The following is a 14035-nucleotide window of genomic DNA, read 5'->3' as shown; positions in this document are numbered from 1 at the left end:
CGAATTCGCCCTACAGTGGACCACGACCCACCAACCCCAAGCCGCATAACGACTGGACCACCAAACGGGTCCCCCTCAGGACCGAGAGCTACGCGAACGAAATTAACATAACCTCCGAAGGTGCCATCCGAGCGTCCGGAAATCACGGAACGGTTGATGCAGAGGCAAGTTTTGGGCGCGGTAGATCGGCAAAAAATGCAAGGACCGGTGCGATCGCGCAACGGTACAGCGCAACAAAAACTGAGCACCTAGAACGCGCGCTTTCCAGCTATCGACTACTCATGCGCGCCGTCGGCAATCTCGCCCCGGACTCATTCATCATCCTGGATGATTTTTATCATCTCCGAAGTGATGATCAGCCAAACATTGCTGGTTATTTTCACCGAGTCGTAAAAGATGCTGGAGTTTGGCTTAAATTTGGATCAATTTCCCTGTGGACCAGACTATACGCAGGCGGCAATCCTCCAATCGGACTCCAGGCCCCGCACGATATCCGCGATCTTTCATTAGACCGAGGACTTCGGGAGTTCAAGAGTTCGAAGCGCTTCCTGGAGACTATCCTCGACCGACTCTGCACTGAGTGTGGAGTAGATAGAGCCAGTCTATTTTCGCACGGCGCCTTAGATCGTTTAGTCCTGGCCGCTGGTGGCGTGCCACGTGACTATATTGGCCTCATCAGCGAGAGTATTTCAAGCGCTAGAAACCGAGGCCCGTCAGGGAAGTCCGGCAGCGAGCGGATAATAGCGGAAGACGTGAACTCTGCGGCAGGAAAGACAGTAGAAACAAAATACAATGACATGCAGGAAGATGCCGGAGGCTACTCAGATGAATTGCGTCGCCTTGTCGTGTTACTCACCGACCACTGCCGGAACACCAAATCCGCTTGCTTCCTTATCGATACAAGCAATGCAGAACTTGTTGATATGACCAATCGGTTGCAAAACATGCGTTTCGTGCATTTAGTTGCTACGAACGAGACCGTCCCGAATCAGGCATCAGATCGATACAACGTCTATGTCCTGGACGTGTCGCTGTTGGCTGCGCAGCGTGCATGGCAGGTTAATTTTATGGGTTGGGAGACGCGGGCTGGTCGCCGCGCACGGAAGCTTGTCTTCGACGGAAAGCCCAGTCAGCCCGAGAACGCCTCCGGCAGCGACATCGCTCACGACGAGAGCCGTGCGGTGGTTGTCGAAGTTGAACAGTAGCTAACGTCTACTCCGCATAGGGGTCCCCGCTGCACGGAAAGGTTTACGCGGAGCCTAACGAACCAGCCAGGCCAAAGTGGATGCCAACAGACGGGTCAGGCCATGCCGTCACCAAATCGTGCAGCAGGCGCGATTGACTCCGCCACGGGTAGGTATACGGCAGGTCGCATTCAGGGGCTTCCGATAAATCACGCCATAATCGTTATCGCACCATCGGCCAGCGCCTTTCACAACTCGGATATATTCCGATAATTCGGCGTCGCGCACTACGTCGAGCCATATCGGCTCGTGTCGAGCCCCAGAGCCGTCGGACCACCGGGCTACGCTCGAAGCATGATCCACGAACATCACGAGTGGCTCGCCGATGTGAACGGGTCCATTGTGGAGTCGTACGAACGTGAACAAGAGCAGGCGCGCCAGCGAGAGCGCACACAGGAGACCGGCCACGGTGTCGAGTCTCGCTGGAACGAGATCCTGTCTGACTGGCTCCCGCCGCAGTATGAGATTGCGAAGCGCAAATACCTGCTGCTCGAAACCGAGGACGGCCCACCGCTGACGAAGGAAACTGACCTCGTCATCTTCCACCCGCACTACCCGGCCAAGCTACGCAAGAAGCACCATGTCCTCGCCTCGGGCGTCGTGGCCGCATTTAGTTCTCGGCGAACGGTAGGCCGGAACGACATCAAAGATGCGTACGAAGAGGCAATAACCCTTCGGCGGGGGATGAAGATACGTGAGGGGACTCAGCAGGCCCACCTAATTCCTCCGATCTTCTTTGGGCTGCTCGGCGAATCGCACGACTGGAAGGCCCCTGGCAGCACTCCAAAGGAAAATATCAAGTCTATAACACAGGAGTTCGATCGAGTTCTGGTCAATGCCCCACGCGAAGGACTCGATTTTCTATGCATTGCAGATCTTGGAACTTGGGGTCGCGTGACGACGGTTTTAACTGAGAGATTCCTGTTGAAAAACCCCCACATCGCTCCCTTCATAGGACTAGCGACCGCAACCTCAGGTAGAGAATCCGTCGTCTTATCTGGCATGCGCCATGACTATGAGCAGGATAATCTATCTCCACTGACTAACTTCATTGGCCTATTGTGGAACAAGCTGGCACTCAACGATGTTTCGCTGAAGCCAATAGCAGATGGCCTTCGTGTTACGGAGACTACTGACGCGACAGGTAGTTTCGGGATGCACTCGTACAAATTCGCCGATGTAACTACTCCGCAGATCGCGGCCCAATGGCGGAATCACGAACCGTTCTATTACTAGATCCCGAGCCGGAGCCCATTATCTAGCCTATCTCCCAACTTCTTCTACCACGCGGTGGACAGTGTGTCAAAGATGTGAGCTGCGGTTGTTCCTACGGTGCACCTGCTGGGCATTGACCTGTAGGGCGACGGGACAAGCTCAGCTCTATGACCGCAGACGTGGGCGCGAGCGACATCGACGACGTCGTCGCGCTACTGAGCCTCCAATATGGGGAGACCGCATAGGACAATCTCACGGGGATACCACGCGCCATTGCGAACCGGTACAAACCATCGCGAGGCACAGTCACCGGTCGCCAGCGCGGCGCCGCGTCTGACACACGCAGTGCGATGATGCTCTCGTGAACGACCAGGCCAGCTCAGAACCTGAACCGGCAACCGCCCCGATCCATCCCGTTGCTGCAGTGATGGACACATGCTTCTTCGGCGCTGGCAACTTCAAGCCCGATAACGTCGAGAAACTAGGCAGCCGCCTGGCGCGACGGGATGTGAAGCTGTGGATTCCCCAGCAGGTCATCGACGAGTGGGCCATCCACGCCTTCGAAGCGTTCAAGGAGCTGCAGGCCGCGTACACGAAACTGGGCGATCTGACCATCGCCGGAGACCCGCCCCCACCCCTGGCAGCCCGTGAGGTTGCGGCACACATCGACCAGTTGTGCCGCGCCATGCCCAATGTCGAGGTCCTGGACCTCGACGGACAGTGCGCTGTCGACGCTATCCGGGACCAGGTCCTCGGCGAAGGCGCCGGCGGACGCAGCAAGGATGGCACTCGCACCGGCGCGGTCGACGCGTCGATTGTCCGCGATGCGCTGCGCCGCGTCGACAACGATCCCGACCAGATTGTATTTCTCACCAAAAACTACAAAGACTTCCGGCCAGCAGTAAATGCGTTGGGGCACAGTGACTGTGCTTTCGCAAATACCACCTACCAGCTATTCGGCAAGCTTTCGCCGCCGGTGCACCCGAAGCACTCCGTCGACGCCGCTCGCCGACTGATCATTGATGAGCTCCTTGAAAGCATCACCGAGTCCGCCGGCGCAGATGACCGCCACGGCCCGCCACCAGCCTGGATCGACGTCGACGACATCACCGTTGACACCGTGGACACCCACGACCGGCGAGAGTTCGACGAGATCATCGACCCCACTTTTGCACTCGAGCCGGCCGCCGCACTCATCTACGTTGCCGGCGTCTCGCTGCAGGTTATCGACGAGGACACCGACCTGGTCTCCTACACTGTGGTTCTCCTCGCCGACGTCCGCGCCGAGGGCTACTTGATTAACAACGATGGGAACACCGTCCACGAATGGATGACGTTGTACGACAGTATCGTCACAGTGCCGTTCGACGCCGATATCATCGACGGCAAACTTCTTCAACCGCGCCAGTCCGACACCGCCACCGCCCGAGGCGGCCACAAAAGGTTCGCCGATGAATGGGACGCCTACCAGGATGTGTGGGAGACCATCACGGACTGGGAAGGCATCACCGCGACGTCAGCGAACGGCGAAGCCCTGCCCACATCATTCGAACTTTGCGGACCCGACGGCCAACGCATCGCGGCAGAGGTCTCCGGAGGATCGATCGCCGGCGAATGGACGCTCGAATTCAGCAGTCCCGAAATGGAACTCAGCACGGAGATTTCCAGTGCATACGACCCCAATAGCCGCGCATGGCTCGGCCGCGAAGACTCGTTCGACGTGTATCCGCCGATCTCATTGGTCTCCGGCCCCCACCGCTCCAGGCCGGGGCCGTACCCCGCGCTGGCGCTCGTGTGGCAGTACCTCGTCGACAGGAAGAACCAACCCGTCTCGAAGGACAAGGAAGACACGTAAACCATAGCGGCACGGCGCTTGTCCTCTTGCGCTGCGATTACCAATGACGCTGCCGCAATCCTTTGTACCGGCACGGATCAGCGAAACCGCACGCACCAATCCAGGTGGCTGTACCGGAGATCAGGCTCCCGGCGACCGCTCACCTCCCGGTCCAGCAGAATGTCCGGCATCTCAGCCTGCAGAGCTCGCATACCCCAGCACCAGTCGGCGCTAGTGCCGGCCGGGGAGCTCATCCGGCGCACCGCCCGCGCTGCATGAACACGTCGATCAAGCTGTACGGAAGCGTCCCGTTGGCCCGTTGGCCTCGACAGCTGAATAAGACGCCGTGCTGCACGTAGGGGCAACGTCTTCGCGCAACAGCGACAACACGGTAGCGACCACCCGCTGATAACCGGTGTGGCGCCGGCAGCAAACAGAACGCGCGTATCCGAAGTCGTCACGGACATGCTCACACTAGCCCGTCTCCACTACGAAGACCGGTGCACCTCGCATTCCCCAGCGGCCGTGAGTTGCAGCTCGATTCGGGACGAATACGGTGGACCCGAATACGGCGGGCTACCAGAAAAGCCCACTGCATATTGCCCACTTGCCCAAGCGATTTCCGCGCCAATCCATGCGCCGCTGTGAGGGCGCTGGCGGCAGCGGCCACCGCAAACGTGCCGGCAACGACCATGACCGTCCACAATGTTCGGTCCGCCATCACATCCGCGCGCACACCTAGTGCCCCGTCGTGAACATACCCGAGCAGTAGCATCGCGGGTCATCAGCTCTTCCCTCCCCTACAGATAAGAAAGGATTTCAAGCCCAGCCGTTACGTCACCAGGGCGGTAACGCAGCGGGTCGGCGGTTCAGGGTCTGGAGCGGAGGCCGTCCATCAGGACGTCCAACAAGCGGCGCGCCCGAGCATTGTGCTCGGGCGGCGTAGCCACGGTGAAGACCCCGATGAGGCCGGCGGCGACGTCCTCGGCGCTGACATCGGCGCGGAGCTCACCGGTCACGCGACCGGCGTCGAGGATGTCCTCGATGGCCCCGAGCAGGTCGGTCCGGGTCTGGGCGTGGGCGATCTCGCCGGATTCGATCATCGTGGCCAGCGTGTCGAGCATGCCGTTCTTGGTTGCGATCCAGTCGCCGAACAGGTCCATCCAGCGCCGCAGCGCCGCCGGCGGGGCAAGCTGCGCGAGCAGGTCACGCGCGCCCGTGGTCAGCCGCGCGACCTGATCGCGGTACACCGCGTCGACCAAGGATTCGCGGTTCGGAAAGTGCCGGTAGAGGGTGGCGATGCCAACCCCGGCTTCGCGTGCGATTGCGCGCATCGACGGCTCGGTGTCGGCGGACGCGAACACGCGCGTCGCCACCTCGAGGAGTTGATCGCGGTTGCGAGCGGCGTCCGCGCGCGGCCGGCGCCCCGCCGAGTCATCCAAAACGGATCACGCTCCGGTTGTGTTATGGTTGCTCACGTAAACGGAGCATAGTCCATTTCCGCTCCGCTCATCCCCCGCCGAAGGAGAGACCAGGTGAGCACGCAGGAACAGCACGGCGACACGTCCCTGACCACCGGCCGAGCCGTCCAGCTCGAGTCGTTCGGCGGCCCCGAGGTCTTAACCCTCCGCCAGGTGCCGGCACCGCAGGCCAGCGCGGGACGCATCCGCGTGCGGGTCAGGGCCGCCGGGCTGAACCCGATGGACTGGATCATCACCGCCGACGCGGACACCGCCGCCCGGTTCGGGTTGAGCCTGCCGTGCGGGTTCGGCACCGACTACGCGGGCGTCGTCGACCAGGTCGGTGACGGTGTGACCGGCTTCGCGGTCGGCGACCGGGTGTTCGGCGGCGCCCTGTCCCGCGCGGTTGCCGACTACGTCGTCATCGACGTCGCGGGAACCGTCGCGGCCGGCGGCGACGCCCACCACATCCCCGACGGCGTCGACGAGCGCACCGCCGCCACCCTCGCCATCGCGGGGTCCACGGCCGCCGCCGCGCTCGCCGTCGTCAACCCCGGTCCGGGCGACACCCTGCTCATCGGCGGCGCGGGCGGCGGAGTCGGTGTGTTCGCCGTCCAACTCGCACGCATCGCGGGCGCGCGGGTGATCGGGACGGGATCGTCATCGTCGGCCGACGCCCTCCGCGCCCTCGGGGCCGAGCCGGTCACCTACGGCGACGGCCTGGTCGAGCGGGTCCGCGCGCTGGCTCCCGCCGGGGTCACCGCCGCAATCGACCTGTACGGGACGGAGACGGTGCAGGCTGCACGGGAACTCGGCGTGCCCGACGAGCGGATCACCACCATCGCCGCGCAGGTCGTCGGCATCACCCCGGGCAACGGCGCCGACGCCGCTCCCGGCGCAATCGAGGAGATCGCCCGTCTGGTCGCGTCGGGCCGGCTTCGAGTGCCCATCGCGGCGAGCTTCCCGATGGAGCAGATCCGCGCCGCCGTCGATCTTCAAGCTGGCCGGCACGTGCACGGCAAAATCGTCATCGACATCTAATCAGCGCCAGAAGCGTCGAACCCGATCTCGGTACGGACACACGCACAAGCTGGCACGGTTTTAGCGCGCCACCGACAGGTCCGTGACCGGTCGCAGTGCGGATCCGGAGGCCTGGCTGTACAGGTCTGCGGCCGCGCTCATCGCGGCCTTGATGGTGTTGTAGTAGCGAGTTCCGACCCCGCCGTGGTACCTGAGCAGCTGCGGGTTCTGCGCCAGCGTGGCCGCCTGCACAGGGTCGCCGGTGATGCGGTATTTCTTGAACGCCTCGGTGAACCGGGCGATGAACCGGGCGATCGCCTTGTTGGGGTCTTGGCGTTCGGCGACGGTGCCGAAACTGGCTTTCTCCTGGAACAGGCCGATGACCTCATCAGCCGCGGACCCCGGTCCGCCGTAGGCCTGCACACCGCCGGACACGGCCGGGCGGAAACTGGACTCGATTTTCGCGGTGGCGATGACGGTTTTGATCTGGTCTTCACTCAGCCGGGCAGCCCGGCCCTGGCTCACGATGGCCTTGACGATGTCCTGCGCGCTGGAGTCTTTGGTCACGACCACCGGTCTGGGGGTGGCGGCCGCGGCCGCTGTGGTGACTGTGTCGCCCGTCGGCCGCAGCCCAACCGGGGCCGCTGTATGCCGGTGCATCGGCGGAGAAAGCGCCGTATGCGGGTGCATCGGCGCAGAAGGCAGTGTGGCACCGCCGAGGCCAGCAACAACGAGAAAGGTGGTGATGATTTTCTTTACTTGTCTCCGTTGTCCGAACGTCTCCACAAGTCGGTCGGCTTTCGGCATGGTTCTGCTCTCTTCTATGGGTTTGAACTTGTGGAGCCGTGTCGGACACGAACCCCCTCCAACCGCCCTTTCGGGCTAAAAGGCAGGGTTGGACTGCGCACTGGTCGCTAAGGCGGTGACCAAGCACCGACCGGTCCAGATGCGCGCCAGAAAAAGTTTGCTGTGTGCGTCACAGCTGCGGCGGACGCAAGAGTTGGCCCGCCGCCGACACGTCACATCCGTGGCAACCACCACTCCGTTTGCCAGAATGTGGTATGTGTCACTTTGCCTGGTACTACCGCGCTGTAGTAATTAGCGGAGAACTGTATTCGAACATCCGGGATCTGGCAAAACGCCGGTACCGGTTCGGCTGGCAGGGGCTAGCACACGCGGGTTTGACGGTTGGCTTTTCGTTTGCTCGTGCGCCTGGCGATGCTGGACGTGCTGACCGCCGGCGCGGGTTCTCCGAACCGCAGGAGGCCCAGCTTCAACGCCGCGATGAGCCCGGGTTCCTCACTGACCAATCGCTGGAGCGGTTCCAGCTAGACGTGGGCGTGGATGTCGACGGCGGGAATGTGTGTGCCCACAGCAAAATCCTTATGGGGTAAGCGATTCGGAATGCAGGCTCATCGAGGCTGGCTTTCCCAATCCGTCCCTTCGTTGGCGCCGGAGAAGGCGTGTGTCGACAAAGGCGTTGCGCGGGTTCTACAGGCCCTCGGTCACCTCGAGCGACGGCGCCCACTGGGGCATCGGCATGCGGCCAGAGGGCAACCGCAAGCTCTTGCTGTAACCGAACTCGTGCAACGTTTCCTGGGCGTGTTCGCGCCCGTAACCACTGGCCTTGATGCCCCCGAAGGGTGTGCCGATGAAGTCACGGACGTAGTTATTGACGAAAATCATCCCAGCGCCCAGGTCACGACTAATCCTCAACGGTGTCTCCGAGTCGCGGCTAAATACCGCCGCCACCAGCCCGAACGGCGTCGAGTTGGCGATGCTGATGGCCTCGGCCTCGGAGTCGAAGGCAATGACCACACTCACCGGGCCGAAAATCTCCTCGGTCGCGATCCGCATATCGCGGTGCACGCCGGTGAACAAAGTGGGGCGCACGAAGTAGCCGCCGGCCAGATCCGGATCCGTGGGCAACTCCGCTTGGGCCGCCACCACGGCGCCCTCTTCGACGCCGAGTTGCAGGTAAGACTCGACCCGTTGTTGCTGTTTGTCGTCGACGACCGGACCGATATGCGTGTCCGGGTCCGCTCCATTGCCCACCCGCAATCGGCTCACCGCCTGGCCCAGCTTGTCGACGAACTCGTCGTGCACGCTGCGATGCACCAGGAACCGCGATGCCGCCGTGCACGCCTCGCCCTTGTTGTAGTAGCCAGCCTCGATCGCCCACGCCACCGCGGCGTTAACGTCAGCGTCTGCGCAAACGATGAACGGATTCTTGCCGCCCAACTCCATCAGCGTCGGCGTGTGATTGTCCGCCACCGACTTGAGCACGGCCGCACCGGTAGTGGGCGCCCCGGTGAACGAAATCTTGTTTACCCGCGGGTTCTGCGCCAGTCGCGCCCCTACCCGGCCGCCGCCGGCCACGACATGCACCACATCATCGGGCAGAACCTCCTGCACCAGTTCGACGACCCGAAGCATGGACAGCGGCGCCTGCTCCGGCGGCTTCAACACCACAGCGTTACCGACCGCCAACGCCGGAGCCAACTTCCCGGCGGTATGCAGCGGCGGCCAGTTGAACGGCACAATCGCCGCGACCACCCCGTACGGCTCCAGCATGGTGATATCAAGCAGGCTGCCGGCATCGCGCACCTGGCTCGGCATCGCTTCACACAAGCCGGCGAACAGCTCGAAGATGGCGATGCACGCCTCCACGTCGTAGCGACGCGCATCGCGGACCGGCTTACCGTTATCGCTGCACTCCAAGCTGGCGATCTCATCGCCGTGTTCGCGCACCGCGTCGGCCACACCGCGCAGATACCGCGCCCGCTCACGTGGCGGACGCGCCTTCCACCCGAGTTGAGCCGCCGCCGCAACCTCAACAGCCCGGTCGGTCTCGACCTCCCCGGCACCCTGGATGACAACGATCGGCTTACCCGTCGCCGGGTTCACAACCGTGAACTGGTCATCCCTGTCATCGGACGACCAGCGCAGTCGCACAGTCTCAACCGTCATCAGGCACTCCTCGTATCGCGGGCATCGCATGGGCGCTGCGGGGCCAATTATCCGAGTCCTGCGTCGCACCGCGCCTGCCGGCGTTACTCTTTGCCGATGATCGCGGGCGATAAGGCGCCTGACTTCACCCTTTATGACCACACCGGTCGGCCTCGGACACTGTCCGCGCTGCTGTCCGAAGGGCCGGTGGTGCTGTTCTTCTTCCCCATAGCGTCCTCGCCGATTTGCACAGCCCAGGCCTGTCATTTCCGGGACCTGAGCAACGAATTCGCCGCGGTGGGCGCCCAGCGGGTGGGCATCAGCACCGACACCGTCGACAGGCAGGCCCACTTCGCCCAGCAGCGCAAGTTCGACTATCCGCTGCTCTCCGACGCGGACGGCATAGTGTCCGAGCTGCTCGGGGTGCGCCGAGGCAGGCTCACCAAGCTGCGCAGATCCGTCGTGGCGCGTGAGGGGGCCCGGCGTAGCCGGCACACTCGGCGCCGCGGCCTGTTGGCTCGGCTGCTGCCGGTCAGGCGGACGACATTCGTCATCGACACCGACCGCACCATACTCAAGGTCGTCTCCAACGAGGTGCGCGCATCGGTGCACGCCGACCACACTTTGCGGTTCTTGGCGCAGCACAAGGTGTCGGATCGTTCACCACGCGTCCGGCAGGAACTCACCGACGCGCATCATCAGCCGGAGGGCAAGGGCGAACCGATCGGTTTCTGGTTCGCAGAGCCGGAAACCGCCGACGAGCCAACTGTGGTCCGGCCATCCACGCTGACGGCAGGCCGTACCGACTCTGATGTCAACCTGGCACTCGAGGCTCCGGTCGAAGCGCTCAACACCACCGGGAAGCCGCCGCGCTGGCGGAGAAATGATGTGCGGGGCCAGATCCTGACAACGTGCGCGCACAGCCCCTCGGTCGCAGAGATCGCCGCTCGTCTGTCCTTGCCGCTCGGCGCGACGCGGTTCCTGGTCGACGACCTGGTGAGCCAGGGTTATTTGCGGGTGCGCGCCGCCCTCGATGACTCGATGACGAGCGACGAACGACGCGAACTGATAACACGGACCCTGCGTGGCCTGCGCGCACTCTGAGCGGAAGGACCCGCTCTAGCTGCAATAATATTGCCGGTTGAGCACACAATTCGTCGGTGGCGAGTAGGAACCGGTCAGCACGCCTCTGAGACCGCCTGTGGCTGAACCGCCGGGCGCAATGATGCGATTCCAATTCGCGGGGCTCAGAACATAGTGCGTGCCAGATTGTGTGAGGGTGCTATTCCACGTGTGCGAGACGGATTCTCCGATCGGCAAGTCGAATTCAAGCCGCCAATCGCTTAACGGCACGGTGCTCGAGTTGGTGATGCTGAAGCGGGCGATGAAACCGGTCTGCCACGTCGATGTCACCGACAGCGTCGCCGAGGCCGCCGCCGCATGGGCTACGGGGGTGATGGCGAGTCCGAGGAGGACAACCATCAATGCCGACACTGTTACGTGAAGCGCTGCGCGCCAGCGCTTCACGTAACAGTCCAGTCCGGCCATAGCAGCCAATGCTACGGCCAAGCAGGCGATATCGGCCCTCGCATCGTGGGTAAGCTGTAGTACCTTTGCTCAACTGAAACCGTCACGAGATTTTCGCCTCTCGATCCACCCCGGAACCATCGGCTCGGCCGAACCCGCGATGAGTTTCGCCGTGCTTTCCGGTCTGTATCCACATCCGATCAACCGCACGCGAGGAGAGCTCCATGACCGCCACCTACACGTTCGACGTCTTTTCCAGCCTCGACGGCTACGGCGGTGTCAGCGGCGGCGACTGGGGTGGCTACTGGGGCAAGCAAGGCCCCGAACTGCTCGACCGTCGCCTCGCCCTGTACGAGCCGGAACAACGGATGGTCTTCGGGGCCAACACCTACCGGCTGTTCGCGCAGATGCTGGCCTCGGCCACCGAGGACTCCGAGGTGCACGACCCCTGGGTCACCCGGATGAGGAACCTGCCCGCGACGGTGGTGTCGACCACCCTGGAGGGACCTCTGGACTGGCCGGATGCGACCGTCGCGCGCGGTGACGCGGTCGACGTCGTCGCTCGACTCAAGGCGGAGTCCGAGGTGCCGTTGCGCTCGCACGGCAGCCTGTCGATGAACCGGGCGCTGATGGCCGCCGGCCTGGTCGACCACGTCCACGTAACGCTCTTTCCGGTGATCACCGGACAGACCGGTGACGCCCCAATCTTCCAGGGCGCGGCCGACTTCGACCTCGCGCTGATCGAGAGCCGGACGCTGGACGGCAACATCCAAGAACTCATCTACCGGCCCACGCCGCATGCCTGAGTCCGTCCAGGCACCGCCGCCGACAACAGTGGGCATCTGCGGGCCGCTTGGCCAACGTGCTTAGCTAAGGCCATGAGGCGTTCGAGAGCTATCGAGCATCTTGTCGAGATGCGGGCGGCGACCGCGGTGACGGAGATGTTGGACGCCCTTGACAATCTGAAGCGGTAACCAGCAGCCCAAGCGGTCCGGAAGAAACGGCAAGCCCAAACGGGTTGACTGGCCCCTAGCCGGCCTTCCGTCCCGGTACGCTTAACCCACCGCCCATCGATCGAGGGGGTGTCGTGTCCGCCGATGCAGGTGCCCGCGCGGTGCTGACCGTGTCGCCTCAGCCCGGACCACGCGGGTACGTCGAAACGTTGGGCCCGATGCCCCACCAGACGTTCAGCCAGAAGGTGCTGGACACGGCATTCACCGCATGGCTCTATGAGTCGATCCGCGATCCGCTGCTCAAGGTCGCCGGCATGCCGGACTTCGCAACCGAGGTGGAGGCAGTCGCTTCCGACCTCGACCCCCAGCCGGGTGATGTGGTGCTCGACTTGGCCTGCGGGCACGGCAACTTCACCGTTGAATGGGCCAAAAAGGTCGGCGCGAACGGGCTTGTCATCGGCTTGGACTATTCACGCTCGATGCTGGCCCGCGCGGTCGACCGGGTACGCGCGGCTGGCCTGTCTAACGTCCTCCTCGTCCACGGCGACGCGCACGATTTACCGCTCGTCGACGGCTCGGTCGATCGGATCAATTGCTCGGGCGGATTCCACCAGTTCCCGGACCTGCCGAAAGCCTTGGCCGAGCTGGCACGCGTCGCGAAGCCACGTTCAACGCTGACGGCGAGCACGTTCGCTCGCGGCCCGGCCGACCGGCGGAGCGCGCTCAAGCACCTGTCGAATCGGTTGTTCTCGCTTCACTTCGTTGCGCTCGATGAGCTCGGGTCCCAGCTTGAGAGAGCGGGCTTTGATCGCTACCAATGGTCGATGAGCGGCGGCGCCTTCGCATACACGACAGCGGTGCGCCGCTAAACCCCGCTCGGAGCGGTCGCGCCGCATGCCTGAGTCCGCCAGGCAGCGGCATCAACCGGCCAAGGAGGTAGCTGTCACGGCATTGCCCCCAGACCGGTAGTGCTAGCGAGGAAAGGCGTGGTGATCGCGAGGAATCCGGCGGGGTCCGAGGAGAACGGGACATGACCGGTGGGAAGTACCTCCAGCCGGGATCCCGGGATCGCAGCGGCGGTCGTACGACCCAGTCGCAACGGGATCGCGGTGTCCTTCGCACCCCAGATGATCAGCGTCGGCGCAGTGATGCGGTCGGCGCGCGGGCACAGGTTGTAGTCGGGCGAGGCGAAACTGCGCCACAGGGCTGCCATCAGCAGGACGCCCTGCCGGGTGTTCGCGCGGCTCAGCGCTCGCTGCTGGATGGCGTGGTCGTTGTCGCTGGTCGCCTTTAGGTAGCTACGGATGAATCGCGGCAGGATTCGCTTCATCAGCGGCGGCGTTCCCATCGCCCGGCAGTAGAGGTTGGTGACTGGGCCGGCAATAAAGCCTCCAGCATCGACCAAGACCAACCGCGACACCCGCTGCGGGTCGGTGATGGCCAACCGGGCCGCGGCGAAGCCGCCGACAGAGTTCCCCACGAAGGCGGCTGGCGGCAGGTCCAGGGCGTGCACGACGTCGACCAGCACGTCGGCGAAGGAGGCCGCGGTCGGCAGATAGGGAGATTCCGGGGCCGGCGAGTCGCCGTGGCCGGGCCAGTCCAGCGCGATCACGCGATGCTCGCGACTCAACGCAGGCACGATCGGGTCGAAGTCGTGGCGGTCGTGCAAGGTCGCATGCAGCAGCACCACCACCGGCCCTTCCCCACTGTCGCTGTAGGCCACCGGACCGACGCGCGTCTGGATCATCTCGGGCATTCCCGCTCCTTTTATTGACCGACTGGTCGGTCAACCATAGCATTGGGACTTGCCCGACCTCAAGGAGTGATTGATGA

At 63.4% G+C, this 14035-nt stretch carries 12 protein-coding genes and 1 pseudogene; 8 read left to right on the top strand and 5 right to left on the bottom strand.

What is annotated here, in order from left to right:
- From ACAG26_RS12940 to ACAG26_RS12930, 3 genes are all read left to right on the top strand, one after another.
- On the top strand, positions 1-1205 hold a 1205-nt coding region (locus tag ACAG26_RS12940), incomplete at its 5' end, for a hypothetical protein (RefSeq protein WP_370482722.1).
- A gap of 333 nt (positions 1206-1538) precedes the next feature.
- Positions 1539-2480, top strand: a complete 942-nt coding sequence (locus tag ACAG26_RS12935; protein WP_370482720.1) for a DUF6602 domain-containing protein — start codon at positions 1539-1541, stop codon at positions 2478-2480.
- A gap of 340 nt (positions 2481-2820) precedes the next feature.
- Entirely contained in the window at positions 2821-4314 is a 1494-nt protein-coding gene (locus ACAG26_RS12930) for a hypothetical protein (RefSeq protein ID WP_370482719.1), read from the top strand.
- A gap of 848 nt (positions 4315-5162) precedes the next feature.
- On the opposite strand, the gene ACAG26_RS12925 is transcribed toward ACAG26_RS12930, so the two are convergent.
- A complete protein-coding gene (locus ACAG26_RS12925; RefSeq protein ID WP_370482717.1) occupies positions 5163-5735 on the bottom strand; it encodes a TetR/AcrR family transcriptional regulator in 573 nt (190 codons plus the stop codon).
- Positions 5736-5861: 126 nt separating this feature from the next.
- Between ACAG26_RS12925 and ACAG26_RS12920 the strand changes: the two genes are divergently transcribed.
- Positions 5862-6794 carry an NADP-dependent oxidoreductase gene (locus ACAG26_RS12920; RefSeq protein ID WP_370482756.1) on the top strand — a complete coding sequence of 311 codons (933 nt, stop codon included), beginning with the start codon at positions 5862-5864 and terminating at the stop codon, positions 6792-6794.
- A 60-nt stretch (positions 6795-6854) separates the two neighbouring features.
- Here the strand turns inward: ACAG26_RS12920 and ACAG26_RS12915 are convergent, their stop codons facing one another.
- Positions 6855-7580 (bottom strand): hypothetical protein, encoded by a 726-nt coding sequence (locus ACAG26_RS12915; protein ID WP_370482715.1) that lies wholly within the window; start codon positions 7578-7580, stop codon positions 6855-6857.
- Between the two features lie 684 nt (positions 7581-8264).
- Complete coding sequence (locus ACAG26_RS12910; protein ID WP_370482713.1) at positions 8265-9743, bottom strand: aldehyde dehydrogenase; 1479 nt, start codon at positions 9741-9743, stop codon at positions 8265-8267.
- A gap of 96 nt (positions 9744-9839) precedes the next feature.
- Here ACAG26_RS12910 and ACAG26_RS12905 point away from each other — a divergent pair.
- Positions 9840-10358 (top strand): annotated as a pseudogene (locus tag ACAG26_RS12905) (peroxiredoxin); the annotation flags it as partial.
- 12 nt (positions 10359-10370) lie between these two features.
- Positions 10371-10826, top strand: coding sequence for a DUF742 domain-containing protein (locus tag ACAG26_RS12900; RefSeq protein ID WP_370482755.1), 456 nt, complete (start codon positions 10371-10373; stop codon positions 10824-10826).
- 15 nt (positions 10827-10841) lie between these two features.
- Here ACAG26_RS12900 and ACAG26_RS12895 read toward each other — a convergent pair whose 3' ends face one another.
- Positions 10842-11270: a cellulose-binding domain-containing protein gene (locus ACAG26_RS12895; RefSeq protein WP_370482712.1), complete on the bottom strand. Its 429-nt coding sequence runs from the start codon at positions 11268-11270 to the stop codon at positions 10842-10844.
- Positions 11271-11473: 203 nt separating this feature from the next.
- Between ACAG26_RS12895 and ACAG26_RS12890 the strand changes: the two genes are divergently transcribed.
- Both ACAG26_RS12890 and ACAG26_RS12885 read left to right on the top strand, forming a co-directional pair.
- The gene (locus ACAG26_RS12890) at positions 11474-12055 is read left to right on the top strand and encodes a dihydrofolate reductase family protein (RefSeq protein WP_370482710.1); all 582 of its coding nucleotides are present in this window, start codon (positions 11474-11476) and stop codon (positions 12053-12055) included.
- 281 nt (positions 12056-12336) lie between these two features.
- A complete protein-coding gene (locus ACAG26_RS12885) occupies positions 12337-13071 on the top strand; it encodes a class I SAM-dependent methyltransferase (protein ID WP_370482708.1) in 735 nt (244 codons plus the stop codon).
- A 74-nt stretch (positions 13072-13145) separates the two neighbouring features.
- Here the strand turns inward: ACAG26_RS12885 and ACAG26_RS12880 are convergent, their stop codons facing one another.
- Complete coding sequence (locus tag ACAG26_RS12880) at positions 13146-13958, bottom strand: alpha/beta fold hydrolase (protein WP_370482707.1); 813 nt, start codon at positions 13956-13958, stop codon at positions 13146-13148.
- Positions 13959-14035: the final 77 nt, after the last annotated feature.

Source organism: Mycobacterium sp. pUA109 (assembly GCF_041287095.1).
GTDB lineage: Bacteria > Actinomycetota > Actinomycetes > Mycobacteriales > Mycobacteriaceae > Mycobacterium.
This window is presented reverse-complemented; position numbering and strand designations above follow the sequence as displayed.